Annotated in this window: 23 protein-coding genes; 10 read left to right on the forward strand and 13 right to left on the reverse strand. The window is 66.5% G+C overall.

Features of this window, described 5'->3' with window-relative positions:
• Positions 1-75: 75 nt before the first annotated feature.
• Positions 76-2,034, forward strand: a complete 1,959-nt coding sequence (locus VF716_RS18545) for an LTA synthase family protein (protein WP_394389932.1) — start codon at positions 76-78, stop codon at positions 2,032-2,034.
• A gap of 25 nt (positions 2,035-2,059) precedes the next feature.
• On the forward strand, positions 2,060-2,794 hold the full coding sequence (locus tag VF716_RS18550) for a phosphatase PAP2 family protein (RefSeq protein ID WP_106442816.1): 735 nt from the start codon (positions 2,060-2,062) through the stop codon (positions 2,792-2,794).
• Positions 2,795-2,883: 89 nt separating this feature from the next.
• Here VF716_RS18550 and VF716_RS18555 read toward each other — a convergent pair whose 3' ends face one another.
• Both VF716_RS18555 and VF716_RS18560 read right to left on the reverse strand, forming a co-directional pair.
• Positions 2,884-3,294, reverse strand: coding sequence for a hypothetical protein (locus VF716_RS18555; protein ID WP_239061214.1), 411 nt, complete (start codon positions 3,292-3,294; stop codon positions 2,884-2,886).
• Between the two features lie 169 nt (positions 3,295-3,463).
• Positions 3,464-4,414 (reverse strand): SdiA-regulated domain-containing protein, encoded by a 951-nt coding sequence (locus VF716_RS18560; protein WP_440552845.1) that lies wholly within the window; start codon positions 4,412-4,414, stop codon positions 3,464-3,466.
• 237 nt (positions 4,415-4,651) lie between these two features.
• Here VF716_RS18560 and VF716_RS18565 point away from each other — a divergent pair, with 237 nt between their 5' ends.
• From VF716_RS18565 to VF716_RS18600, 8 genes are read left to right on the forward strand one after another with little or no spacing between them, the layout of a single operon-like run.
• Complete coding sequence (locus tag VF716_RS18565) at positions 4,652-5,341, forward strand: thermostable hemolysin (RefSeq protein ID WP_394389927.1); 690 nt, start codon at positions 4,652-4,654, stop codon at positions 5,339-5,341.
• Positions 5,325-6,770 carry an AMP-binding protein gene (locus VF716_RS18570; RefSeq protein ID WP_218422260.1) on the forward strand — a complete coding sequence of 482 codons (1,446 nt, stop codon included), beginning with the start codon at positions 5,325-5,327 and terminating at the stop codon, positions 6,768-6,770. Before VF716_RS18565 ends, VF716_RS18570 begins: the two co-directional genes overlap by 17 nt.
• 15 nt (positions 6,771-6,785) lie before the next feature.
• Entirely contained in the window at positions 6,786-7,457 is a 672-nt protein-coding gene (locus tag VF716_RS18575) for a TenA family transcriptional regulator (protein WP_013981810.1), read from the forward strand.
• Positions 7,444-8,274, forward strand: coding sequence for an SDR family oxidoreductase (locus VF716_RS18580; RefSeq protein ID WP_125919585.1), 831 nt, complete (start codon positions 7,444-7,446; stop codon positions 8,272-8,274). Before VF716_RS18575 ends, VF716_RS18580 begins: the two co-directional genes overlap by 14 nt.
• Positions 8,271-8,921, forward strand: coding sequence for a tetratricopeptide repeat protein (locus VF716_RS18585; protein ID WP_125912642.1), 651 nt, complete (start codon positions 8,271-8,273; stop codon positions 8,919-8,921). The genes VF716_RS18580 and VF716_RS18585 overlap by 4 nt, the downstream gene beginning before the upstream one ends.
• Positions 8,922-8,981: 60 nt before the next feature.
• On the forward strand, positions 8,982-9,641 hold the full coding sequence (locus VF716_RS18590) for a response regulator (protein ID WP_045631807.1): 660 nt from the start codon (positions 8,982-8,984) through the stop codon (positions 9,639-9,641).
• Positions 9,635-11,107 (forward strand): ATP-binding protein, encoded by a 1,473-nt coding sequence (locus VF716_RS18595; protein ID WP_239330144.1) that lies wholly within the window; start codon positions 9,635-9,637, stop codon positions 11,105-11,107. Before VF716_RS18590 ends, VF716_RS18595 begins: the two co-directional genes overlap by 7 nt.
• A 58-nt stretch (positions 11,108-11,165) precedes the next feature.
• Positions 11,166-11,717: a cytochrome b gene (locus tag VF716_RS18600; RefSeq protein WP_014595849.1), complete on the forward strand. Its 552-nt coding sequence runs from the start codon at positions 11,166-11,168 to the stop codon at positions 11,715-11,717.
• 54 nt (positions 11,718-11,771) lie between these two features.
• On the opposite strand, the gene VF716_RS18605 is transcribed toward VF716_RS18600, so the two are convergent.
• From VF716_RS18605 to VF716_RS18655, 11 genes are all read right to left on the reverse strand, one after another.
• Positions 11,772-13,004 (reverse strand): molybdopterin molybdotransferase MoeA, encoded by a 1,233-nt coding sequence (locus tag VF716_RS18605; RefSeq protein ID WP_125872816.1) that lies wholly within the window; start codon positions 13,002-13,004, stop codon positions 11,772-11,774.
• A complete protein-coding gene (gene moaB, locus VF716_RS18610; protein WP_019406546.1) occupies positions 13,001-13,546 on the reverse strand; it encodes a molybdenum cofactor biosynthesis protein B in 546 nt (181 codons plus the stop codon). The genes VF716_RS18605 and moaB overlap by 4 nt, the downstream gene beginning before the upstream one ends.
• Positions 13,547-13,786: 240 nt before the next feature.
• Positions 13,787-14,776, reverse strand: coding sequence for a GTP 3',8-cyclase MoaA (gene moaA, locus VF716_RS18615; protein WP_234493275.1), 990 nt, complete (start codon positions 14,774-14,776; stop codon positions 13,787-13,789).
• 109 nt (positions 14,777-14,885) lie between these two features.
• Positions 14,886-15,842: a peptidylprolyl isomerase gene (locus VF716_RS18620; protein ID WP_340066605.1), complete on the reverse strand. Its 957-nt coding sequence runs from the start codon at positions 15,840-15,842 to the stop codon at positions 14,886-14,888.
• Between the two features lie 81 nt (positions 15,843-15,923).
• Positions 15,924-16,715, reverse strand: coding sequence for a respiratory nitrate reductase subunit gamma (narI, locus tag VF716_RS18625; RefSeq protein ID WP_011912089.1), 792 nt, complete (start codon positions 16,713-16,715; stop codon positions 15,924-15,926).
• Positions 16,708-17,463 carry a nitrate reductase molybdenum cofactor assembly chaperone gene (narJ, locus tag VF716_RS18630; protein WP_135265924.1) on the reverse strand — a complete coding sequence of 252 codons (756 nt, stop codon included), beginning with the start codon at positions 17,461-17,463 and terminating at the stop codon, positions 16,708-16,710. Before narJ ends, narI begins: the two co-directional genes overlap by 8 nt.
• 3 nt (positions 17,464-17,466) lie before the next feature.
• Entirely contained in the window at positions 17,467-19,005 is a 1,539-nt protein-coding gene (gene narH / locus VF716_RS18635; protein ID WP_013981798.1) for a nitrate reductase subunit beta, read from the reverse strand.
• 11 nt (positions 19,006-19,016) lie between these two features.
• Positions 19,017-22,775, reverse strand: coding sequence for a nitrate reductase subunit alpha (locus tag VF716_RS18640; RefSeq protein ID WP_011912086.1), 3,759 nt, complete (start codon positions 22,773-22,775; stop codon positions 19,017-19,019).
• Between the two features lie 105 nt (positions 22,776-22,880).
• Positions 22,881-24,368 carry an MFS transporter gene (locus VF716_RS18645; RefSeq protein WP_011912085.1) on the reverse strand — a complete coding sequence of 496 codons (1,488 nt, stop codon included), beginning with the start codon at positions 24,366-24,368 and terminating at the stop codon, positions 22,881-22,883.
• A gap of 14 nt (positions 24,369-24,382) precedes the next feature.
• Positions 24,383-24,841 (reverse strand): universal stress protein, encoded by a 459-nt coding sequence (locus VF716_RS18650; RefSeq protein WP_011912084.1) that lies wholly within the window; start codon positions 24,839-24,841, stop codon positions 24,383-24,385.
• A 15-nt stretch (positions 24,842-24,856) separates the two neighbouring features.
• A complete protein-coding gene (locus tag VF716_RS18655; RefSeq protein WP_011912083.1) occupies positions 24,857-26,458 on the reverse strand; it encodes an MFS transporter in 1,602 nt (533 codons plus the stop codon).
• Between the last annotated feature and the right edge of the window lie 82 nt (positions 26,459-26,540).

Genomic DNA, 26,540 nt, shown 5'->3' on the forward strand with positions numbered 1-26,540 from the left:
CACGGCTTCTTGACGAAGGGCTCACGGACTCGAACGCAGACTGCGCCGCGTTCGTCCTCAGCCGTGGATCATACGATGCCTTTTCTCCGTCATGCTCAGCTTCGCTATCTCGTCCTGCTCCTGGGCCTCTGGCTCGGGGTATTCCTGTTGACCCGCTCGGTGCTGCTGGCCGCACATTGGCAGGAAGCGACCGCCGGCCCCCTGGAGCTGCTCAGGATCTATCTCGAAGGCACAGTGTACGACCTGGCCTTCCTCGCATTCGCCGCCGTCCCGCTGGCCCTCTACATACTGCTCTGCCCTCGCCGCCTGTGGGGCAAGCGCTTCCATCGCCTCGGCCTGCACCTGCTGGTGGGGCTGAGCCTTTACCTCATGCTTTTCACGGCGCTGGCCGAATGGCTGTTCTGGGATGAGTTCGGGGTGCGCTTCAACTTTATCGCGGTGGATTACCTGGTCTACTCCGACGAGGTGCTGCACAACATCATGGAGTCCTACCCAGTCTACTTCCTGCTGAGCCTGATCGCCGTGCTGGCCCTGCTGATCGACCTGGCCCTGCAGCGCCCGGTGAGCCGGGCGCTCGATGCGCCGAGTCTGTCCTGGCGCGGTAGTGCCGTGGCGCTGGCCGGTATCGCCAGTCTGGCGCTGGTCAGCGCCATAGTCGTCGGCCAGGATTTCCCCCGTAGCAGCGGCGGCAATGCCTACCAGCGCGAGCTGGCGAGCAATGGCCCGTACCAGTTCTTCGCCGCCTTTCGCAACAACGAGCTGGACTACCCGCAGTTCTACGCAACCCTGCAGGACGACGAGATCGGCAGCCGCCTGCGCCGGGAAGTCGCCGAGCCAAATGCGCGCTTCCTTGGCAGCGACCCGCAGGACATTCGCCGGGCAATCGACAACCCCGGTCATCCACGTCGTCTAAATATCGTGCTGGTGACCATCGAGAGCCTCAGCGCCAAGTACCTGGGCAGCTTCGGCGACTCCCGCGGATTGACCCCCAACCTCGACGCACTGCGCAAGCAGAGCCTGTTCTTCACCAACTTCTACGCCACCGGCACCCGCACGGACCGCGGCCTGGAAGCGATCACTCTGTCAGTTCCGCCGACCCCGGGCCGCTCGATCGTCAAGCGCATTGGCCGCGAAAGCGGCTTCGCCAGCCTCGGTCAGCAGCTCGGCGCACAGGGTTACGACAGCGTGTTCCTATACGGTGGGCGCGGCTATTTCGACAACATGAGCGCCTTCTTCGGCGGCAACGGCTACCGGGTGATGGACCAGAGCAGCGTCAAGGAAGCCGACATCCGCTTCAAGAACGCCTGGGGCATGGCCGACGAAGACCTCTACACGCTGGCCCTGCGCGAAGCCGATGCCGACCACGCCGCGGGGACGCCCTTCCTGCTGCAGCTGATGACCACCTCCAACCACCGTCCCTACACCTACCCGGACGGCCGCATTGACATTCCCTCGGGCGAAGGCCGCGAAGGCGCAGTGAAGTACACCGACTTCGCCATCGGCCAGTTTCTCGAACAGGCTCGGCGCAAGCCCTGGTTCGCCAGCACCCTGTTCGTCTTTGTCGCCGACCACACGGCCGGCAGCGCCGGCTCGCAGGACCTGCCGGTGGCCAACTACCACATCCCGCTGTTCGTCTACGCACCGGGGCTGGTCGAGCCGGGCGAGTTTTCCGGCGTGGCCAGCCAGATCGATATCGCGCCGACCCTACTCGGCCTGCTCAACATGGACTACGTCTCGACCTTCTTCGGCCGCAACCTTCTGCGTGAGGACGCCGCGCCGGGCCGCGCGCTGATCGGCAACTACCAGCACCTGGGCCTGTTCGACGGCCGCGACCTGGCGATCTTAAGCCCGCGCCTGCGGGTACGCCGCCACGACGAGGCGCTTCGTTCGAGCCGCGAGTCCGAGGCACCGCTGAGCGATCCGCTGGTGCAGCGCGACATTGCCTACTACCAGGGCGCAAGCCATGACTACCACCAGGGCCTGCTGAGCTGGCAAGCACTGACGCCGCACCACGGCCAACTCAGCCAACGCTAGCCCGCATGGCCACTGGAGAGTCCCGATGTCTGCTCTATCCGACCACTACGGCAGTAGCCGGCCGTTCAATTTCGTTCTGGGCTTCGCTGCCCCCGCCGCCCTGATGCTGGCGCTGCTGATCGGCGACCCCAGCCAGCTCGACTTCGCCTTCTCGCGACTGTTCTACCAGCCGGGCGTCGGCTTCGTCGGCCGGCACAGCTGGCTGCTGGAAGATATGCTGCATGATCGCGTCAAGCAGGCGGTGATCTTCCTTGGCGTGCTGGCCCTGGCCAGCTTCCTGGTCAGCCTGTTGACGACGCGTCTGGCTCGCTGGCGCCGCCCACTGGGTTATCTGGTTCTCGCGCTGGGTATCTCCACCAGCATCGTCACCCCGCTGAAGGCGTTGACCGGCGTGCACTGCCCCTGGAGCCTGAGCGAGTTCGGCGGCCGCGAGACCTTCACGCCCCTGCTATCCGAGCGAGCGCCGACGCTCAAGCCCGGTCGCTGCTGGCCCGGCGGCCATGCCTCGGCCGGCTTCTCACTGCTGGCGCTGTTCTTCGTGTTGCGGGACCGTCGCCCGCGACTGGCGCGCTACGCGCTGGGAATGGCCCTCGCGCTCGGCGTGGCGATGTCGCTCGGGCGGGTGATGCAGGGTGCGCACTTTCTCTCGCACAACCTCTGGACGCTGCTGTTCGATTGGACCATCTGCCTGGCCTGCTATCGGCTACTGCTCTACCGCCCGGCACCCGAACCGGTCGCCTTGGCCGACCCGGCGATCTAGCGCTGCCAAGGCCGCTCCCACCAGGTTGAATCGCGTCCGCGGCGCCCCGAGGGAGCGGTCTCAACCGCGAACGGACACGGCAGCGCAGCTCAGCGACGCAGGGCCTGGGCCCTGGCCTGGTCGATATGACGGCGCCATTCGCGGTCGCGCTCACGCTCCAGGGCCGTGCTGCGCCAGCTATCCAGCCCACCACTGCCGGCCTGCATCGCCTGGCATTGCCGATAGCCGTCGTTCCAGCCCTCGGCATACAGCGGCTGGCTCATGTACCGCGGCACGTCCTTGCGAAACTGCGCCAGCGCACCGGCCGCCTGGCGCCCGCTGGCGCAGCCTGCGCGAAAGCCCTCGGCATACTCGGGCGGATAGTCGTCACCGGTCGACAGGTCTGGCGCGCTCTGGCAGCCATTCAGGGAAAAGGCGGCAAGCAGCGCGGCGAGCAACGCCCCGCGTTGACGTGAGGATGCACGGCGCCGGCCGGCGCGAGGATACGGTCGAGAGGACATCGAAGCACCTGACGCATGGGAAATGGAATCACCGGCGTGGCGAGGCCGCCACGCTGACAGTTGCAGTCTGCGTCGACGGTTGTCAGGGATTCGTCAAACCCGCGTGAATGATTCGTGAAGACGGGCCGGCAGTCTTCCCGCCTGTCGCGCCGACATCGTTGCGGCCTGCCTAGCCCTCCTCGCGGCGGAAGCTGTAGAACAGGTTCGGCTCGCTGACCACGTACAGCGTGCCGTCATTGTCCAGGGTCACGCCTTCAGGCTGCGGTGCCGAGCGGCCGAGGTCGCTGAACAAGCCGTTGAGGCTGCGGTAGCTGAGCATGCGGCCGTCGGCGCCGAGCTCCATCACCAGCCGCGACTCGTCGCTGAGCAGAATCAGGTGGCCGGTCTCGGCATCGAAGTGGATGTCGGAGAGGTCGGTGGCAAACACCTGACTGGCGATCCAGTCACTGCGATCGTGAACGGCCAGTTGCAGCTGACCGTCGAGGCTGGCGGCGACGCCCCGGACCTCGTAGAGCTGGCGCGGGTCGCGCTCCTTGACGATGAACAGGCGGTCGCCCACGGCATCGTAGGTCACCCCCTCGAAGCCCTTGTTGCCGTTGAGGCCGATGCCCAGGGAGAAGAACCTGGCCTCGGACACATTGATGCTGCGCGCCAGTGTCGGCAGCTGGAAGATGCTGATCCGCTGGTCACGCTCGTCGGACACCGCAACCCGGCCGCCACCCATATAGGTCAGCCCCTCGATATCGCCGAAGCCTTCCAGCGGGTAGCGCTCGAGCAGCTCGCCGCGCTTGCTCAACGCGACGATTTCCGTCGGCCCGCCATTGATCACGCCAAGCAGCCGGTCGAGATCGCTGTCGTAGGTGATCGCCGAGAGGTTGCGGCTGATGCCCTCGATCGGTCGGGCGTCGATGGCTACCCGATAGCCCGGCAGCCAACGCAGCGCCGGATCGTGCGCGCTGACGTTCCACTGATGGGTCAGGTGGAAATACAGCCGCTCGTTCCAATGCAGCGCGATGCTCGCGCCCAGGCCGATCAGCAGCAATGCGAGCAGGCCGAACAGCCGGTAATGGCGGCCCGAGCCTGTGGCCGGGCGTGGCGCGGGGTATGGATGAATCTGCATCTGCTGGCCTTCCTCTTAGCGGCTCGCTCTGCTTGCGATAGCTGCTTCGGTGGTCGGCCGGCCAGCGTTCGATGGGCCTCTGACGCAGCTGGAGCACCGGTGGCTCGACCCCGAGCGCCGCGACCATAGCCCAGCGAATGTGAAGAAAATGTCAGCGTTCTGACGGCTTCGGCGACTTAAGACTGCCTTAAGTTTGCCCACCAACAATCGGCCCAGGCTTCTAACCGAGGTTCCCCAATGGAACTGCCCTGGGTTGATCACACCGACATACTGGCCCGCATCGGCCGCGAGCCCTCGCTCTGCCTGCAACTGACACAGGCCGGCGAGGACCCGCGGCGCGTGGCCCTTGAAGACTTCATTCGCCAGCGCTTCGCCGAGCATTACAGCGCGCGGGTGCGTCACTTCATGCCCTGCCTGCTCGGCCTGCATGGCGACAACGGCCAGGTGCAGGGCGCGGTCGGCCTGCGCAGCGCGCAGCGTCGCCCGCTGTTTCTCGAACGGTACCTGGACGAACCCATCGAGCTGGCCGTTGCCCGCCGCAGCGGCCGCCCGGTGCCGCGCGAGGAGATCGTCGAGGTCGGCAACCTGGCGGCCTTCGGCAGCGCCTCAGCGCGGCTCCTGATCGTCGCGCTGACCGATCTGCTGGTCGCCCAGGGCTTTCGCTGGGTGGTGTTCACCGGCACGCCGGCCCTGCTCAACAGCTTCCAGCGCCTGGCCCTGGAGCCACTGGCGCTGGCCCCGGCCGACCCGGCGCGCATGGGCGAGGAGCTGGCCGACTGGGGCAGCTACTATGCCAGCCGCCCGCAGCTGATGGCCGGCGAGATCCTGCCCGGCCACCAGCGCCTGCTGCAGCTGGGCATCTACGCCCGACTTGGCTACCAACCGTTGTTCGACGCCTCGGAGGTGCCGCATGCAGCCTGCAGCTGAACGCTTCTGGACAGTCCTGGAACAGCACAGCGGCATCGCCCTGGGCGAAGGGCCGCGCCAACTGAGCTACGCAGAATTGCGCCACGAGGTGGCCGCACGCGCCAGTCAGCTGCAACAGCTCGGCGTGCAGCGCGTCGCCCTGGCGCTGGACAACGGCCTGGAGTGGGCGCTGTGGGATCTCGCCCTGCTGCGCGCCGGGCTGATCTGCGTGCCGCTGCCGGGCTTTTTTTCCCCGGCACAGCAGGAGCATGTGCTGAATCACGCCGGCATTGACTGCCTGATCGGCACGCCAGGCGCGCTCGCCGAGCGCTGCGACTTCCAATCCGCTGAAGCCGGCCTGCTGCTGCTCCAGCCGCAGACAGTCGCGCCGGTGCCGGCCGGCACCAGCAAGATCACCTACACCTCCGGCACCACCGGCCAGCCCAAGGGCGTCTGCCTGGATGCCGAGGCGCAGCTGGCGGTGGCCGGGAGCCTGTGGCAGGTCAGCCTGCCGTGTGATGTCCGGCAGCACCTGTGCGTGCTGCCGCTGGCCACCCTGCTGGAAAACATCGCCGGGCTCTATGCGCCGCTGCTGGCCGGTGCCCGGATCGAGTTGCGGCCGCTGACGCAGATCGGCTTCTCCGGCAGTGCCGGCTTCGACCTGCCGCGCTTTCTCGCCACGCTGAACGAAAGCCGGCCGCAAAGCCTGATCCTGCTGCCGCAGCTGTTGCTGGCGCTGGTCAGCGCCGCGGAACAGGGCGTACCGCTGCCCGCGTCGCTGCGCTTTATCGCCGTGGGTGGCGGCCGCGTGGCGCCGCAACTGCTTGAACGCGCCGAGCGACTCGGCCTGCCGGTGTTCGAAGGCTACGGGCTGTCCGAATGCGCCTCGGTGGTCTGTCTGAACACACCCGAAGCGCGGCGCATCGGCACGGTCGGCCGGGCGCTGCCGCATGTCGAACTGCGCCTGGCCGACGACGGCGAGGTTCTGGTCCGGGGCCCGCACATGCTCGGCTACGTCGGCGAGCCGCCGCCGGCCCGCGAGTGGCTAGCCACCGGCGACCTCGGCCATTTCGAGGACGGTTTTCTGGTCCTGCACGGGCGCAAGAAGCACCAGTTCGTCACCGCCTACGGGCGCAACGTCAACCCGGAATGGGTGGAGGCCGAGCTGGTCCAGCAGGCGCCGATCGCCCAGGCCTGGCTGCATGGCGAGGCGCTGGCGCAGAACGTCGCGGTGCTGGTGCCGCGGTATCCCGAGCTCAGCGATGCCGGACTGCAGGCGGCAATCGACCGGGTCAACGCCGGCCTGCCGGACTACGCCCGCGTACACCGCTGGCTGCGTGCCGACGCGCCGTTCGGCGCCAGCAACGGCCTGGCCACTGCCAACGGCCGGCTGCGCCGCAATGCGCTGTTCAACCATTACCAATCGGCGATCAACGCCATTCAGCCCTGACTTTCGAGGTTCACCATGGAATTCTTCGACCAGCTGCAACAGCAGACCAGCGCCGAGCGCGACTACCTGTTGGCCGCGCCGATCATCCATTCGGCGCTCGCCGGCACCGCGACCCGCGCGCAATACATCGCCTTCCTTACCCAGGCCTACCACCACGTCAAACACACCGTGCCGCTGCTGATGGCCTGCGGTGCGCGCCTGCCGGAGCGGCTGGAATGGCTGCGCGAGGCCATCGCCGAATACATCGAGGAAGAGATCGGCCACCAGGAATGGATCCTCAACGACATCCGCGCTTGCGGCGGCGATGCCGAGGCGGTGCGCCATGGCCAGCCGGCGCTGCCCACCGAGCTGATGGTCGCCTACGTCTACGACCGCATCGCCCGGCACAACCCGGCGAGCTTTTTCGGCATGGTCAACGTGCTCGAAGGTACCAGCATCGCCCTGGCCACCCAGGCCGCCGGCGTGCTGCAGGACAAGCTCGACCTGCCGGCCAAGGCGTTCAGCTACCTGACCTCCCACGGCAGCCTGGACCTGGAGCACATCGAGTTCTTCAAGCGCCTGATGAACCGCCTCGATAACGAGGACGACAAGGCCGCCGTGGTGCACACCGCGCGGGTGGTCTACCGCCTCTATGGCGACATTTTCCGCAGCCTTCCCGCGGCGGAGCACGACCATGCACTTGCCTGACGCGCGCCTCCTGCTCACCGGTGCCAGCGGCGGTATCGGCCAGCTGCTGGTGGAACGGCTCTGCGCCGGCGGTGCCCGGCTGCTGCTGGTGGGGCGCGACAGCATTGCGCTGGAAAGCCTGGCCCGCCGTTACCCTGGGCAGATCAGTCTGGTTGTGGCAGACCTCACCCAACGCAGCGGGCGACAGCTGGTGCTGGAGGCCGCGCGCCGCTTTGGCGGGCTCAACGGTGTGATCAACGCCGCCGGGGTCAATCAGTTCAGCCTGCTCGAACAGCAGGACGAGGACGCCATCGCCCGGCTGATCGGCGTCAACGTCACCGCCACCCTGCAGTTGACCCACCTGCTGCTGCCCTTGCTGCGCCAGCAGCCGCGAGCGCTGCTGGTCAATCTCGGCTCGACTTTCGGCTCCATCGGCTACCCCGGCTTCACCGCCTACTGCGCCAGCAAGTTCGCCTTGCGCGGCTTCTCCGAGGCGCTGCGCCGCGAGCTGGCCGACAGCCAGATCAAGGTGCTCTATATCGCGCCGCGCGCCACCCGTACGGCGATGAACAGCGCCGACGTGGTAGCGATGAACGACGAGCTGAAGGTGGAGATGGATGATCCGCAAGAGGTCGCCCGGCAGATCGTCCATGCCATCAGCGCCGAGCGAGAGGAGTTCTATCTCGGCTGGCCGGAAAAACTCTTCGTGCGCCTCAACGGCGTGCTGCCGCGGCTGGTCGACCAGGCGCTGCGCAAGCAATTGCCGGTGATCAAGCGCTTTGCCCGTGCCGAACAGCCACCCGCACCGCAACCCACCTCTCCCGGAGAACACCCATGAAGCCTCTGTTAGGCCTTTGCGCCCTGATGCTGGCCCTGGCCAGCCAGCCCTCCTTCGCTCTCAGCCCGGCCGGCGAGTCGTCGTTGCGTCAGATCCAGACGCGCTGGGCCGAGATCAACTACCAGACGCCCGAGACCCAGCGCGAAACCGCCTTCGCCAGGCTCGCCTCGGAGGCCGAAAGCGCGGTGATCGGCGAACCGCAGGCCGCCGAACTGCATATCTGGCATGGCATCGTGCTCAGCACCTGGGCCGGCGCCAAGGGCGGGCTCGGCGCGCTGGGGCTGGTCAAGCAGGCCAAGGCCGAACTGGAAAAGGCCATCGAACTCGACCCCGCGGCACTCGACGGTTCGGCCTACACCAGCCTCGCCAGTCTCTACTACCAGGTGCCCGGCTGGCCGATCGGCTTCGGCGACGAAGACAAGGCCGAGGCGCTGTTCAAACAGGCGCTGGCGCTGAACCCGGACGGCATCGACCCCAACTACTTCCACGGTGACTTTCTGCTGCGCCAGAAGCGCTATGGCGAGGCGCAGGCCGCGCTGCAGAAGGCCCTCGCCGCACCCGATCGCCCCGGCCGTGAAGTGGCCGATGCCGGCCGCCGCGAGGAAGCCCGCGCGCTGCTGGCCAGGGTCCAGGAAAAGCTGGAATAAACCGAGACGGCGGCGTTGAATGCACAGCAACGCCCAGCGGCGGAGAACGACAGGAACGACATGCGCATTCTGCTGGTGGAAGACGATCGCGCCCTTGGCGAGGGCATCCGCACCGCGCTCAAGCCGGAGGGTTATACGGTGGACTGGCTGCAGGACGGCGCCAGTGCGCTGCATGCGCTGAACCATGAAAGCTTCGAGCTGGTCATCCTCGACCTCGGCCTGCCGCGCCTGGACGGGCTGGAGCTGCTCAAGCGCCTGCGCGCTGCCGGCAAGCCGGTGCCGGTGCTGGTGCTCACCGCGCGCGATGCCACCAGCGACCGCATCGCCGGGCTGGACGCCGGCGCCGACGACTACCTGGTCAAGCCGTTCGACGTCGCCGAACTCAAGGCCCGCCTGCGTGCCCTGCTCCGGCGCAGCTTCAATCGACCGGAACCGGTGCTGGAATACCGCGGCATCCTGCTCGACCCGGTCAACCAGCAGGTCAGTTACCAGGGCACGCCGATCAACCTGCCGCGCAAGGAGTTCGTCCTGCTCCACGAGCTGCTCGCCCAGCCCGGTCGCGTGCTGACCCGCGATCGCCTGCAGCAGGTGCTCTACGGCTGGGACGAGGACGTCGAGAGCAATGCGCTGGAGGTGCACATCCACCACCTGCGCAAGAAGTTCTTTCCCGAGCTGATCCGCACCGTGCGCGGGGTCGGCTATCTGGTGGACAAATGCTGAAGCGCTCGATCCGCCAGCGCACCCTGGCGCTGCTGCTCGGCACCCTGCTGGTCTCGCTGAGCCTGATCTCCTGGCGCAGCTACCGCGACGCGCGCCACGAGATCGAGGAACTGTTCGACGCCCAGCTGGCGCAAAGCGCGCGGCTGGTGCAGGGCCTGGTGATGCGCGAGATGGAGCCGCAGGCCCGTCAGGCCCTGCAAACCGCGCTGGATGCGGCGGTGAACGCTCGCCGCGATCAGGGCGTGCCGGGGCACGACTACGAGACCAAGCTGGGTTTTCAGGTCTACGCCGAGGACGGCAGCGGCGTGCTGCAGTCGGCCGGCGCACCGAACGGCGCCCTGCAGCAGCTGGCCGCGGGTTCGGCGTCGCCGTTCAGCCACCTGGCCGGCGGCTATCACGAGGTGCTGCTCGACGGCCATGCCTGGCGCCTGTTCCTGCTGCACGACCGCGAGGACGCGCTGTGGATTCTGGTCAGCGAGCGCGGCGATGTGCGGGGCGAGCTGGTGGGCAAGATCGCCCGGCGCAGCCTGTTGCCCGACCTCGTCGGCCTGCCACTGCTGGCGTTGCTGATCTGGCTGGCGGTGGGCTGGGGCCTGCGCCCGCTGGCACGCATGGCTCAGTTGCTCAAGAGCCGCGACCCGGACAACCTCGCGCCGCTGTTGCTCGCACCGCTGCCGCAGGAGCTGGAACCGGTGGCGGCCTCGCTCAATCGCCTGCTGCAACAGGTCAATCAGCTGATCGAACGGGAGAAGCGCTTCATCGCCGACGCCGCCCACGAACTGCGCACACCGCTGGCGGTGCTGCGCATCCACGCCCAGAACGCGCTGCAGGCCGCCAGCGAGGAGGAGCGCGAACGGGCTCTCGAACAGCTGATCGCCGGCGTCGACCGCACCACCCGAGTGGTCACCCAGCTGCTGACCCTGGCGCGCCTGGAACCGAGTGCCCAGCGCCTGGGCCTGACCGACCTCGATCTGCTGCCGCTGTGTCGTGAAACCCTCGCCGAGCTGACACCCCTGGCGCTGGCCCGCGGCCAGGAGCTGACGCTGGATGTCGACGAGCTGGCCGATTTCCACCTCAGCGGCGATGCGGCGAGCCTCGCCACGCTGCTGCAGAACCTGGTCGGCAACGCCCTGCAGTACACCCCCGACGGCGGCCAGATCCAGGTCGGCCTGCAGGCCACCGCTGCCGCGATCACGCTACAGGTGGACGACAGCGGCCCCGGGGTGCCGGCGACGCAACGGGACAAGCTGTTCGAGCGCTTCTATCGACAGGGTGACGGCCAGGGTGCGGGCCTCGGCCTGGCCATCGTCGCGCGCATTGCCGAGCTGCACGGCGCCAGCATCGAGCTGGCCGACTCGCCGCTCGGCGGGCTGCAGGTCGCCGTGCACCTGCCCCGCCAGCCTCTCAGCACGACCACCGGCGCGCAGCCGCGACCGCACGCCACAGGCGCAACGGGCATTCGCTAAGGTTCGCTTAAGCCTGGCGCCCTAGACTGCCGCCATTCCCCTACACGGAGTGCGTGAAATGTCTGTGACCACCCCCCTGCCGCGTTACGGCCGGCTGAGCATCGCCCTGCACTGGCTGATGCTGCTGCTGATTGCCGCCGTCTACGCCACCATCGAACTCAAGGGCAACTTCGCCAAGGGCAGCGAGCCACGCGAGCTGCTCAAGCACTGGCATTTCATGCTCGGCATGACGGTGTTCGCGCTGGTCTGGCTGCGGCTGATCGCCCGCTGGTTGCACCCGGCGCCGCGCTCGCTTGCCGGCGCGGGATGGGAACAGGCGCTGGCCAAGCTGATGCACCTGGCGCTGTACGCGCTGATGATCGGTCTGCCGCTGCTCGGCTGGCTGACCCTGAGCGCGGCGGGCAAGCCGATCCCCTTCTTCGGCCTCGAGCTGCCGGCGCTGATCGGCGCGGACAAGGCGCTGGCCGGCGATTTCAAGGAGCTGCATGAAACGCTGGCGGTGGCCGGCTACTGGCTGATCGGCCTGCATGCCGCAGCCGCGCTGTTCCACCAGTATGTGCGCCGCGACGGCACCCTGTTGCGCATGCTGCCGCAGCGCCACCAGGCCTGAGGCGCAGACGCGACAACGCCCGGCCGATTCGCATCGACCGGGCGTTGTGGCGTTTCAGCCGAGCAGTTCGCTGAACGGCAGGTACTGCACCAGCTCGCCTTCGGCGAGGGTGCGCTGGCACTCGACGATGGCCAGGCCATCCGCCCAGGTCGCCGAGGTCAGCATGGCCGAGCCCTGGCGCGGGAACAGACGCACCTCGAGCCGGCCATCGACCGCTTCGAGCCGCGCGCGCAGGAACTGCTGGCGCACGTTGGCCTTGCGCCAGGCGAAGCCGGCAGGCAGGCGCAGCGGCGTGACCTGCACCTGCGTGCAGCCCTGGGCGCGCAGCAGGAACGGCCGAGCCACCACCAGCGAGGTGACCAGTGCCGCCGCCGGGTTGCCGGGCAGGCCGATCCACGGCGTGCCGTTGACTTCGCCGAAGGCCAGCGGCTTGCCCGGCTGGATCGCCAGACGCCACAGGTGCAGCTCGCCCAATTCGCGAATCGCCTGCTTGAGGTGATCCTCCTCACCCACCGAAACACCGCCCGAGGTGATGATCAGGTCGAAGCGGCTCGCCGCATCGGCCAGCGCGTCACGGCTGGCGCCCAGATCGTCGATCAGGATCGGGTAGTCGTGCACTTCGCAGCCGAGGCTCTGCAACACGCCGAGCAGGCTGTAGCGGTTGGAGTTGTAGATCTGCCCGGCGTCCAGCGGCTCGCCCGGCTCGCGCAGTTCGTTGCCGCTGGACAGCAGCGCCACGCGCAGACGCCGGTACACCTTCACCCGCGCCACGCCGAAGGTCGCCAGCAGGCCGAGCTCCTGCGGGCGCAGACGCTTGCCGGCGTCGATCAGACGCTCGCCAGCCGCGGTTTCCTCACCCAGGCAGCGCACGTTGTCACCGGCGTTCACCGCCGGCAGCCAGATGCGATCGCCTTCGATACGGCAGTTTTCCTGCGCCACCACGGCGTCCGCGCCCGGCGGCAACGGCGCGCCGGTGAAAATGCGCACCGCATGCCCGGCCGGCAGCTGCTGACTGGCGGCGTCGCCGGCGGCGATGCGTCCGGCCAGTGGCAGCGCACCGCCTTCGGCCGGCAGATCGGCGGCGCGCAGGGCGTAGCCGTCCATCGCGCTGTTGTCCCAGGGGGGCACCGGAAAGCTGGCATCCAGCGGCTCGGCGAGCACGCGACCGAGGGCATCGCGCAGCGTGACCTCTTCCACCGCGGGCGGCGCCGGCACCCGCGCCAGCAGCTCGGCGATGGCCTCGTCGACCGGCTTCAGCCCGCCGGTATCGCAGCCGCAAGCGCTCATGAGCGTGGCCCGCAGTTGTCCACCGCGGCCGCCTTCAGGTGCGGGACGAAGTTGCAGGGTTTGGTACGGCTATCCAACTGCTCGACGAGGATCTTGTTCCAGGCGGTGCGGCAGGCGTTGGTCGAACCCGGCAGGCAGCAGACCAGCGTGCCGTTGCTCATCCCGGCCAGCGCGCGGGACTGCACGGTGGAGGTGCCGATCTCGCCCAGCGATACATGGCGGAACAGTTCGCCGAAGCCGTCGACGTCCTTGTCCAGCAGCGGCTGTACGGCCTGCGGGGTGTTGTCGCGGGCGGTGAAACCGGTGCCGCCGGTGATCAGCACCACCTGCACGTTTTCGCTGGCGATCCAGCTGCACACCCGGGCGCGGATCTGCCAGATGTCGTCCTTGACGATGGCCCGTTCGGCCAGCGTATGGCCTGCGCTCTGCAGGCCGTCGATCAGCGCCTGGCCGGAGGTATCGGTGTCCAGGTTGCGGGTATCGCTCACCGTGAGCACGGCGATGTTCAGAGGCTGGAATTCGGTGTTGGACAGGTGAGCCATGGCTCGAAACTCCCTTGAAGATGTGTGCGCAGGCTGCACCGGCGCCGCGGGCCAGCCCATTCCTCGTTGGAGGTAGGCGCGCGGCAGGCGGTGCCGGCAGGTCGACCAACGCGCATGGCGTTGGTCAGCGAGCGTTGCGACAAGCCCGACTGCAACGCAGCGGGGCATGGGTCAGACCGGCAGTGCCGGCCGATGGTAGCGAATAAAACGGTCGGCCCGCAGCCCGTTCGGCGCGGGCAGTCAACCGCCGCTGGCGTTCATGAAGCGCAATACCTGGACCTCGCCGCCGCTGGAGAATTCGTGGCGCAGCGGTTTGCGTTGCAGCGCGGCGTGAATGGCGTCGATCACCGGCTGGTCGCTGGTCGGGTGGCGGCGCAGCAGTGCACGCAGGTCGATGGAATGCTCGTGGCCCAGGCACAGCAGCAGGCGACCTTCCACGGTCAGCCGCACGCGGTTGCAGGTGGCGCAGAAGTTGTGCGAATGCGGCGAGATGAAGCCGATGCGCGTCTGCGGGTGCTCCGGCAGGCGCACATAGCGCGCCGGGCCGCCGCTCTGCTCGGCCGAATCGATCAGCGCGTGACGCTCGGCGATCAGCGCCTTGACCTCGTCGCTGGAGCAGAAGCTCTCGCCGCGCGAACGGCCGACATCGCCCAGCGGCATTTCCTCGATGAAGCTCAAGTCCAGCCCGCCGGCGATGGCGAAGTCCACCAGGTCGGCGACTTCCTCTGCGTTGCGGCCCTTCATCACCACGGCATTGAGCTTGATCCGCTCGAAGCCGGCGGCGCGCGCCGCATCGATGCCGTCGAGCACCTGCTGCAGCTGGCCGGTGCGGGTAATGGCGTGGAATTTCTCGGCGTCCAGGCTATCCAGACTGATGTTCAGCCGCTTGACCCCGGCCCGTGCCAGCGGTGCGGCGAGCCTGACCAGCTGCGAGCCGTTGGTGGTCATCACCAGTTCACGCAGACCGGGCAAGGCCGCGATGCGCTCGCAGAGACCGACGATGCCCTGGCGTACCAGCGGCTCGCCGCCGGTGAGGCGGATCTTCTTCACGCCCAGCCCGACGAAGATGCGCGCGATGCGCTCCAGCTCCTCCAGACCTAGCACCTGCTGGCGCGGCAGGAAGGTCATGTCCTCGGCCATGCAGTAGACGCAGCGGAAGCCGCAGCGGTCGGTGACCGACATGCGCAGGTAGTCGATCTGACGGTTGTGGGCATCGCGTAGTTGAGTCATCGATAACACCTCTGAAGCCTCGTAGGGTGGATGACGCTTATTCATCCACCGTGGGCCCCGCGCGGTGGGTGGTGAAGCATCATCCACCCGACGCAGGGCCAAGCCGCCGTCATTGCATCAGTGGCGCTTCCGCGCCCTGCAGGTGGATTCCCTCGATGTTCGCCGCCCCCACCAGATTCTGCAGGTACTGGCTGACGCCGATCTGCCAGACACGCTGGTTGAGTTCGGCGCGAATCGTTCCGGCGACGATCTCATAGGGCAATTGCTCGCCCTCGATACGCTGGTCGACGAACACCAGATGGTAGCCATAGCGGCTTTCCAGCGGCTGCTGGCAGAGGCCGACCGGCAGACGGAACAGCTGGCGCTCGAACTCCGGCACGGTCTGGCCCTTGCTGATCTGCCCAAGCGCCCCGCCCTGCTCCTTGGACGGACAGGCCGAATGCTGCAACGCGAGTTCGGCGAAGCGTTGCGGCGCCGCCTGCAGTTGCCGCAACAGGCCCAGCGCCTGTTCCCGCGCCAGGCTGCGCGCTTCGGCGTCATCCGCCGGACAGGCCAGCAGGATGTGCCGCGCGGCCAGCAGCGGCGCGCTGAAGAAGCGCTGACGGTTGCCGTTGTAGTACTGCTGACAGGCCGCCTCGTCGGCCAGCGGCAGCGGCACTTCCTGTTCGATCAGCGTGCGGGTGGCCGCTTCTTCCTCGCTTTCACCGGATTCAGCACGCACCACCAGGCCGAGTTCGGCGATGCGCTGCTGCAACAGCTCGCGCACCACCAGTGCCTGGGTCGCCAGAAAGACCGCCTCGTCGCGGCTCTCGGCGGGGTGATACTGCAATTCCTGGGCGATGGCCTGGGGCGCGATCGCCACCCCGTTGACCCGCACCCGCGGCCACTCCTGCTCGCTGCTGGCGATCAGCAGCGGCTCGCCGGAGGCCTGCTCCTCGGCGGGCTGGTGTTCTTCTTCATGCGGTAGCTCCTCGAACAGAGGGGCCTCGGCCGGCACTTCGATTTCCGGGCGGGCGCCGCCACCGCAGCCGCCACCACCCGTGCTTCCACCACATCCACAACCCATGATGATTACCTCGATAAGACGCTTGAAGCTTCGATCCGATCGACCAGACCGGCTGACGCGTGGGGCGTCAGCCGGCAAGGGTCATACCGGGCTCTTGCTCTTTGCCGTGGCAGGCACGGCGGACGGCACGGCGGTTTCGCGTACCGGTGCTTCATAGGTGCGCGGGCGCTGCGGACGCGGCATGGCCGGCTTGACGCCCTTCTGCCGGACGATCTGGTAGCGCCGGCCCAGGTACCACACCGGCGCACTGACGATGTGCACCAGACGGGTGAAGGGGAACAGCACGAACAGGGTCACGCCGAGGAACACGTGCAGCTTGTAGATCACGCTGACCGACTCGATGGCGCCTGCGGCCTTGACCGGCTGCAGGGTGACCAGACTCTGCGCCCAGGTGCCCAGCAGCACCATCACCGAACCGTCCAGGTGGCCGGTGGAGGCGACGATGGTCAGCAGCCCCAGCACCAGCTGCGCCAGCAGCACGAACAGGATCATCACGTCGCTGGTGTTGGAGGTGGCCCGCACGCGCGCGTCGGTCAGCCGGCGATGGATCAGCATCACCAAGCCGATCAGGCAGAGGATGCCGAAGAAGCCACCGGACACCATCGCCACGATCTGCTTCTGACCGCTGGTGATGAAGTGGTGATACAGCGCCTCGGGCATCAGCAGGCCGACGAAGTGACCGGCCAGGATGAAGATGATGCCGACGTGGAACAGGTTGCTCGCCAGGCGCATGCGGTTGTTCGACAGCATCTGGCTCGAGCCGGCCTTCCAGCTGTATTGCGACAGGTCGAAGCGCGCCCAGCTGCCGATCAGGCAGATGGCCAGGGCGATGTAGGGGTAGACCCCGAACAGCAGGAAATTGAAGTTAGACATTGCGCACCTCCTGGGCGAGCGCGGCGGCCTGCCCGTCATGCTTGAAATCGGTCCAGTGCAGCGGCACCGGGCTTTCCTCGCGAGCCTTACCCGGCCCGCTCGGCATGGATGGGCAGCGATCCTGCTGCTCGGCCTGGAGGAAGTTGACCTGCTCCTCCTCCCAGATCTTGTCCAGCGCCTCCAGCGAGTCGTCGCGCTCTTCGGCGGCGACCTGCTCCTGCAGGCTGGCCAGGGTTTCCTGCACCGGCTCGCCGGCGATCTGCAGCAGTGCGGTGAAGCACGCGGCATGCGGGCTCTCGCGTTCCTGCAGACGCGCTGCCAGCAGAGCCAGCAGGTGCGACACGTCGGCCAGACCCTCGCGGGCCTCGAGGTCTTCGCGGGTGGCGAGGTACTCGAGGTACAGCGGGATGTAGTCCGGCAGCTCGCGTACGCCGATTTCGAAACCGGCCTCGGTGTACTGCGCCATCAGGTCGACCATGGCCTGGCCGCGATCGCGGGACTCGCCATGCACGTGCTCGAACAGCAGCAGCGACAGTGAACGGCCGCGGTCGAACAGGTCGGTGTAGCGCTCCTGCACGTCCATCAGGTCGTCTTCGGTCAGCTCGTCGAGCAGGCGGCGCAGCGCGATGCGCTGCTCCGGGCTGATCTCGCGGGCCGAACCGATGGCCTGGGCCAGTTCGGCATGGCCGTCGCGCAGGTGCTGGTCGGGATAGTCCAGCAGCAGGGAAATCACTTTAAGGATGCGCATGGCTCAGTCCTCCCACAGCTGGACGGTCTTGATGATGTCGCGGCGGTTGGCCTTCCTGGCGCCGAACATGTTGGTGTCCGAGGCGCCCGAGCAGCCGCTGCCGAAGCTGAAGCCGCAACCGGAGCGCTCGGCGAAGGCATCGCTCATGGCCTCTTCGCGGTGCGCGGTCGGGATCACGTAGCGGTCCTCGTAGTTGGCGATGGCCAGGTAGCGGTACATGTCCTCCACCTGGGCCACCGACAGGCCGACGCTCTCCAGCACCTTGAGGTCCTGCACACCATCGACCTGCTCGGCGCGCTTGTAGGCACGCATGGCGAGCATGCGCTTGAGCGCCAGCTTGACCGGCTCCTCGTCACCTGCGGTGAGCAGGTTGGCCAGATAGCGCAGCGGGATGCGCAGGCTGTCGACGTCCGGCAGCACGCCGTCCATGCTGACGTGACCGGCGCTGGCGGCGTTCTGGATCGGCGACAGCGGCGGCACGTACCACACCATCGGCAGCGTGCGGTATTCCGGGTGCAGCGGCAGGGCCAGCTTCCAGTCCACCGCCATCTTGTAGACCGGCGACTTCTGCGCGGCTTCGATCACCGACATCGGAACGCCGTCGTTGAGCGCCTGCTCGATGACCTTCGGGTCGAACGGATCGAGGAAGATCTCCAGCTGCTTGGCGTACAGGTCCTGCTCGTTGACGGTGCTGGCCACTTCATGGATGCGGTCGGCGTCGTACAGCAGCACGCCGAGGTAGCGGATGCGGCCCACGCAGGTCTCGGCACAGACGGTCGGCATGCCGGCCTCGATGCGCGGGAAGCAGAAGATGCACTTCTCGGATTTGCCGCTCTTCCAGTTGAAGTAGATCTTCTTGTACGGGCAGCCGCTGATGCACATCCGCCAGCCGCGGCACTTCTCCTGGTCGATGAGGACGATGCCATCCTCCTCGCGCTTGTAGATCGCACCGCTCGGGCAGGACGCGGCGCAGGCCGGGTTCAGGCAGTGCTCGCACAGGCGCGGCAGGTACATCATGAAGGTGTTTTCGTACTGGCCGTAGATATCGGCCTGCACCTTGTCGAAGTTCTTGTCCTTGCGCCGCTTGGCGAACTCGGTACCGAGAATCTCCTCCCAGTTCGGGCCCCACTCGATCTTTTCCATGCGCTGACCGGAGATCAGCGAGCGCGGACGCGCCACCGGCTGATGCTCGGAGATCGGCGCGGTGTGCAGGTTCTGGTAGTCGAAGTCGAACGGCTCGTAGTAGTCGTCGATCGTCGGCAGGTCCGGGTTGGCGAAGATGTTCGCCAGCACGCGGAACTTGCCGCCGATCTTCGGGTTGATGGTGCCGTCGCCGTTGCGCACCCAGCCGCCCTTCCACTTGTCCTGGTTTTCCCACTCCTTCGGGTAGCCGATGCCGGGCTTGGTCTCGACGTTGTTGAACCAGGCGTATTCCATGCCTTCGCGGCTGGTCCAGACGTTCTTGCAGGTGATCGAGCAGGTGTGGCAGCCGATGCACTTGTCCAGGTTCAGGACCATGCCTACTTGTGAACGAATCTTCATGGCCTTATTCCTCAGATGTCTTGCGGCAGGGGTTGCGGCAGGTCGTTGCCGTTCGGGCCGTCGAGCCAGTCGACCTTGGCCATCTTGCGCACCACGACGAACTCGTCACGGTTGCAACCCACGGTGCCGTAGTAGTTGAAGCCGTACGCCTGCTGGGCGTAGCCGCCGATCATGTGGGTGGGCTTGAGCACCACGCGGGTCACCGAGTTGTGGTGGCCGCCGCGGGTCTTGGTGCTCTCGGCGCCCGGCACGTTCACGATGCGTTCCTGGGCGTGGTACATCATCACCATGCCTTCCATCACGCGCTGGCTGACCACCGCGCGGGCGGTCAGAGCGCCATTGGCGTTGAAGCACTCGATCCAGTCGTTGTCCTCGATGCCGGCCTTCTTGGCGTCGACTTCGGACATCCACACGATCGGGCCGCCACGGCTGAGGGTGAGCATGATCAGGTTGTCCGAGTAGGTGCTGTGGATGCCCCACTTCTGGTGCGGGGTGATCCAGTTCAGGACGATCTCGGGGTTGCCGTTGCTCTTCTTGCCCTTCACGTAATCGATGGTGCGGGTGTTGATCGGCGGCCGGTAGCTCATCAGCTGCTCACCGAAGGCCTGCATCCAGGGGTGATCCTGGAAGAACTGCTGGCGACCGGTGATGGTGCGCCACGGGATGTACTCGTGGACGTTGGTGTAGCCGGCGTTGTACGACACATGCTCGTCTTCCAGGCCTGACCAGGTCGGGCTGGAGATGATCTTGCGCGGCTGCGCCTGGATGTCACGGAAGCGGATCGCCTCGTGCTCCTTGGGCAGCGCCAGGTGGCTGTGGTCGCGGCCGGTGAATTCCGACAGCGCGGCCCAGGCCTTCACGGCAACGTGACCGTTGGTTTCCGGTGCCAGGCTGAGGATGACCTCGGCAGCATCGATGGCCGATTCGATCTGCGGACGCCCTTGGCTGACGCCCTCGTCGCGCACCTTGTAGTTCAGCTCGCCGAGGAAATCGACTTCATCCTGGGTGTTCCAGTTGATGCCCTTGCCGCCGTTGCCGAGCTTGTCGAGCAGCGGGCCGAGGGAGGTGAACTTCTTGTAGGTGGCCGGGTAGTCGCGCTCGACCACGGCCATGTTCGGGCAGTTCTTGCCCGGCTGCGGATCGACGCCAGCGGTCTTCCAGTCGGTACCGCCGAACGGCTGCGCCAGTTCGCCGGGGCTGTCGTGCAGGAGCGGCACGGTGACCAGGTCCTTCTCCACGCCCAGCTGACCTTCGGCCATCTTCGAGAAGGCCTTGGCGATGCCCTTGTAGATCTCCCAATCGGACTTGGCTTCCCAGGCCGGGTCGATCGCCGCCGACAGCGGGTGGATGAAGGGGTGCATGTCCGAGGTGTTCATGTCGTCCTTCTCGTACCAGGTCGCGGTCGGCAGAACGATGTCGGAGTACACGCAGGTCGAGGACATGCGGAAGTCGAGGGTGGTGACCAGATCGAGCTTGCCGATGGCGCCCTCGTCCTGCCATTCGGCCTCGGTCGGCTTGAAGCCGTCGGCGCGCTTGCCCAGGTCTTCGTTCATCACGCCGTTCTTGGTGCCCAGGAGGTACTTGAGCATGTACTCGTGGCCCTTGCCCGAACTGCCCAGGAGGTTGGAGCGCCAGACGAACATGTTGCGCGGGAAGTTATCCGGATTGTCCGGCTGTTCGCAGGCGAACTTCAGCGATCCGTCCTTCAGCGACTGGGTGACGTAGTCCACCGGCGACATGCCGGCCGCTTCGGCATCACGGCAGATCTGCAGCGGGTTGCGGTTGAGCTGCGGTGCGCTCGGCAGCCAGCCGGCGCGTTCGGCGCGGATGTTGTAGTCGAGCATGTGCTCGGGGAACTGCGACTTGTCGGCCAGCGGCGAGAGCACTTCGTGGATGCTCATCTTCTCGTGGCGCCACTGCGAGCTGTGGTTGTAGAAGAAGCTGGTGCCGTTCATCTGGCGCGGCGGACGGCTCCAGTCGAGGCCGAAGGCAAGCGGCAGCCAGCCACACTGCGGACGCAGCTTTTCCTGACCCACGTAGTGCGCCCAGCCACCACCGGTCTGACCGACGCAACCGCACAACATCAGCATGTTGATCAGGCCGCGGTAGTTCATGTCCATGTGGTACCAGTGGTTCATCGCCGCACCGACGATGATCATGGACCGGCCATGGGTCTTGTCGGCGTTGTCGGCGAATTCACGGGCGATCTGGATGGCCTTCTCGCGGGAGACGCCAGTGATGACTTCCTGCCAGGCCGGGGTGCCGGGCACGCTGGCGTCGTCGTAGCTGGAAGCGACGTTGCCGCCACCCAGACCACGGTCGATACCCAGGTTGGCAGCCATCAGGTCGAACACGGTGGCGACCTTGGTGGTGCTGCCGTCGGCCAGGGTGATGGTGCGGACCGGCACGCGGCGCAGCTGGATGCTTTCGCCTTCGGCGTGCTGGAAGTGCTCGTGGAGGATGCCGCCGAAGTACGGGAAGGCGACCTCGGCCGTCTCGCCGCCCTCGATCTGGGTCAGGGAGAGGTCGACATCACGACCGTCCTTGCCTTCGCGGGCCTCGATGTTCCATTTGCCCTTCTCGCCCCAGCGGTAACCGATCGAACCCAGCGGCGAAACCAGCTCGCCGGTGCTGCCGTCGACGGCGATGGTCTTCCACTCGGGGTTGTTTTCCTGGCCGAGGTTGTCGGCCAGGTCGGAGGCGCGCAGGAAGCGGTCGGCGATGTAGCTGCCGTCCTTCTCGTTCAGGCGCACCAGCACCGGCAGGTCGGTGTAGCGCTTGGCGTAGTCGCGGAAGTACTCGCTCGGCTTCTCCAGGTGGAATTCCTTGAAGATGACGTGGGCGAAGGCCTGGGCCAGCGCGGCGTCGGTGCCCTGCTTCGGATTGAGCCAGAGGTCGGTGAGCTTGGCGACTTCGGCGTAGTCCGGGGTGATGGCGACAGTCTTGGTGCCCTTGTAGCGGACCTCGGTGAAGAAGTGAGCGTCCGGTGTACGGGTCTGCGGGACGTTGGAGCCCCAGGCGATGATGTAGTTGGAGTTGTACCAGTCGGCCGATTCCGGCACGTCGGTCTGCTCGCCCCAGATCTGCGGCGAGGCCGGCGGCAGGTCGCAGTACCAGTCGTAGAACGACAGGCACACGCCGCCGATCAGCGACAGGTAACGGCTACCGGCCGCGTAGGAAACCATGGACATGGCCGGGATCGGCGAGAAGCCGATGACGCGGTCCGGACCGTACTGCTTGACGGTGTAGACGTTGGCCGCGGCGATGATCTCGTTGACTTCGTCCCAGCTGGAGCGGATGAAGCCGCCCATGCCGCGCTTGCTCTTGTAGGACTCGGCCTTGGCCTTGTCCTCGACGATGCTGGCCCAGGCGTCCACCGGGGTCATGTTGCGCCGTGCTTCACGCCACAGCTTGAGCAGCGGCTTGCGCACCTTGGGGTACTTCAGGCGGTTGGCGCTGTAGATGTACCAGCTGTAGCTGGCACCGCGCGGGCAGCCGCGTGGCTCGTGGTTGGGCAGGTCGTTGCGGGTGCGCGGGTAGTCGGTCTGCTGGGTTTCCCAAGTGATCAGGCCGTTCTTGACGTAGATCTTCCAGGAGCAGGAACCGGTGCAGTTCACGCCGTGGGTCGAGCGCACGATCTTGTCGTACTGCCAGCGCGAGCGGTAGACGTTCTCCCAGTCGCGGGATTCGATGCGGGTTTCGCCATGACCATCGGCGAACTCGCCTTGCTTCCTGTTGAAGAAGCGCAGTTGATCGAGCAAGTGGCTCATCGTTTTCTCTCCTCACTCCGGTTGCGAACCACTGGCCCGACCGGTCGGCTTATCAATCTCGGCTTGCGCCAGCCGGCGTGGCTGGCGCATTCGTTCGGTGAAATCTCAGGACGCGAGCTTCTGGCGGGCCTCCAGCTCACGGTCGACGCTGGATACGTAGTACTCGTCGGAGAACGCGCCCTCGGGCTCCTTCAGCCAGAGCAGGCAGAGCCCGAAGCTGACGAAGGCACCGGCGGCGATCACCATGAAGAACTGCGATGGGGTCACGAAGGTGAACAGAGTCAGGTAGCAGACGGCACCGACGTTGCCGTAGGCCCCGGCCATGCCGGAGATCTGCCCGGTGACGCGGCGCTTGATCGACGGGATGATCCCGAAGGTCGCGCCCTCGGCGCCCTGGACGAACACCGAGCAGAGCACGGTGATCGCCACGGCCACGATCAGCGGCCACTTGGAGTTCATCAGGCCCATCAGCAGGAAGCCGACGGCGATGCCCAGCATGTACGCCAGCATGACGAAGCGACGGTTACCGAAGCGGTCGGAGACCAGGCCGCCCATGGGCCGCGCCACCAGGTTCACGAACGCGAAGGAGGCGGCGATGATGCCGGCGGTGGTCGGCGTCAGCCCCCAGGTCTGCTCGAAGAACATCGGCAGCATCGACACCACGGCCAGCTCGGCACCGAAGTTGGCGAAGTAGGTGGAGTTCAGCGCAGCCACGGTGTTGAAGGGGTACTTGTCGTCTTCCGGCACGCCCTTTTTCAGGATCGGTACGTTGACCCGCAGGATCTGCACGATCTGGAAGATCACCACCAGGGCGATCACCGCGTAGCAGATCATGGCGCCGGTGGAGCCCAGGTAACCCAGACCCTCGATACGCCAGACCAGGATGCCGAGCACGCCGACCATGGGGATCGTCCAGATGATCAGCTTGACCATGTCCGCCCAGGTGCTGACTTCCAGCGCGCTGGCCTTGTGCGGCTTGCGGTGCACGGTGCCGGCCGGGCCGTCGGTAAGGGCGAACCAGTAGTACACGCCGTAGACGGCCATGATGATCGCCGAACTGGCGATCGCCCAGCGCCAGCCTTCCGGACCACCGAAGGCATGGATGGCGATGGCCGGCAGGCTCATGGCGGCGGCGGCGGAACCGAAGTTGCCCCAGCCGGCATAGAAGCCTTCGGCGAAACCGATGTCCTTGGGCTTGAACCACATGGCGGTCATGTGGATGCCGACCACGAAGCTGGCGCCGATGGAGCTGAGGATCAGGCGCGAGACCAGCAGCTGGGTGCGGCTGTCACCGAAGGCGAAGAACAGGGCCGGGACCGCCATGACCACCAGCAGCACCGAGAACACCCGACGCGGCCCCCAGTGGTCGAGCGCCATGCCGACCAGGATGCGCGCCGGGATGGTCAGCGCCACGTTGGCGATGGCGAACAGCTTGAGGTCTTCGGGCGTCAGCCAGTTCACGCTTTTCAGCATGCTCGAGGCCAGCGGCGCCATGCCGAACCAGACGAAGAAACAAATGTAGAAGGCGATCCAGGTCAGGTGCAGAGCCCGGATCTCGGGGCGCTTCCATTCGAACAGCGTAGAAACTCTCATGATGAGCTCCTCACTCAGGGGCAGGCTTGAATCAGGACCGGGCAAGGCGCCCGGCGGGCCAGGAAGGCGCTGACGCTGCCGAAGGTCATGTAGTCGAGCTCGTCGACCAGCAGATTCAGCGAGCGGGAAATGAAGCCGCCGTCCGGTTCGTTTGAATGTCGCGCGATGACCAGCAGGTCCGGCTTCTTGTGCTCGGCAGCCTTGAGGATCATCTTGCGGGCGTCGCCTTCGGCGAGGATCACGTCGACGTCCAGGCCGAAGGCGCTGACCTTGGCCGCCGCCTCCTGCAGGAAGGCCTGGAATTCGCGACGCTCACGCTCGTACAGCTCGACCGCCGAATCGCTGGTGTCACGGGTCTCTTCCACCACGCCGATCAGCATGATCAGCGGCTTCAGCGGACCGAACATCTCGAGGGTGGCGTCCAACGCTTTGCGGGCGTTACGCGAGTTGTCGTAGGCAATCATGATGTTCATGGCAGCTCTCCAGACTCAGGGGTTCTTCACGTAGGCGTTGGGGCGCAGGTAGAACCACCAGTTGAGGATCAGGCACAGCGCGTAGAACACCGCGAAGCCGTACATCGCCACTTCGGGGGTACCGGCCTTGACCTGCTCGCCGATCACGATGGGGGCGACGAAGGAGCCGTAGGCGGCGACGGCGGAGGTCCAGCCGAGGACCGGGCCGGCCTTCTCGCGGTCGTAGATCACGCCGATGGTGCGGAAGGTGGAGCCGTTGCCGATGCCGCTGGCAGCGAACAGCACCAGGAACAGCACCAGGAAGAGGAAGAAGTACTCCTCGGGCTGGGCCGAGCCGTAGGCCTGGTGCATCACGTAGCCGGCGGCGACCGAGGCGATGACCATCACCACCGAGATCACCTGGGTGACGATGGAGCCGCCGACCTTGTCGGAGATCCAGCCGCCCAGCGGACGGATCAGGGCGCCGATGAAGGGGCCGATCCAGGCGTAGGTCAGGGCGCTCGGTGCGTTGGGGTTGGCGACGCGGGTGATGGTGCCGTCGGCGGCCACTTCGTTCATGAAGCCGAAGATCACCGTGATCGACAGCGGCAGCGCCATGGAGAAGCCGATGAACGAGCCGAAGGTCAGGATGTAGAGGATGCTCATCGACCAGGTGTGCTTGTCGCTGAAGATGGTGAACTGGCGCTTGATGTTCGGCTTGATGCTGCCCGGCAGCATGCGCAGCATGCCGAGGGTCAGGCCGATGGTGAGCAGCATCACGCCCCACATGTTCAGCACGCCGAGGCCGGTCGGTGCAGGCAGGTAGAGGTACAGACCGAGGGCGGCGGCGACGAAGGCCACGGCGTAGAGGCCGAGAATCTTGCCGAAGGCGTTCAGCGGGTAACCCGGTGTTGGCGAGATCACCAGCAGGTTGTTCATGCCGAACCAGCCGGCGAAGGCCAGCGGGACGAGGAACAGCAGCCAGACCCAGCCGGCGTTCTGAATCCAGGTTTCGGTACCGGCAGAGATCTTGCCGATCAGCGTGCCGCTGTCCTTGATCAGCTCCATCGGCGCACCGGCCATCGCGCCGAACACACCGGCGGTCATCACCAGCGGGATGAGGATCTGCATGGTGGTCACACCGAAGTTACCGAGGCCGGCATTCAGGCCCAGGGCCAGGCCCTGCTGGTTCTTCGGGAAGAAGGTGCTGATGTTGCTCATCGAGCAGGCGAAGTTGCCGCCACCGATGCCGGAGAGGAAGGCCAGCAGCTGGAACACCCACAGCGGGGTGTCCTGGCTCTGCAGCGCGATGCCGGCGCCGGCGGCCGGGATCATCAGCAGGGCGGTGGTCAGGAATATGGTGTTGCGCCCGCCGGCGATGCGGATCATGAACGACGCCGGGATACGCAGCGTGGCGCCGGTGAGACCGGCGATGGCGGTCAGGGTGAACAGTTCGGCCGGCTCGAAGGGAAAGCCCAGATTGAGCATCTGCACCGTGACGATGCCCCACATCAGCCAGATGGCGAAGCCCATCAGCAGACTCGGGATGGAGATCCAGAGGTTGCGATTGGCGACCCGCTTGCCGGTGGTGTCCCAGAATGTCTGGTCCTCCACGTCCCACTTTTCGATATTGCTCATGGTCGATCCTCTTGGCGCCAAGGCCCTGCTGACAAACGCAGCGGGGTCAGGAATGGCTCGCACGCTAAGCGGAGGGGACCGT

Source organism: Stutzerimonas sp. Brlt_14 (genome assembly GCF_051948915.1).
Classification (GTDB): Bacteria; Pseudomonadota; Gammaproteobacteria; order Pseudomonadales; family Pseudomonadaceae; genus Stutzerimonas; species Stutzerimonas stutzeri.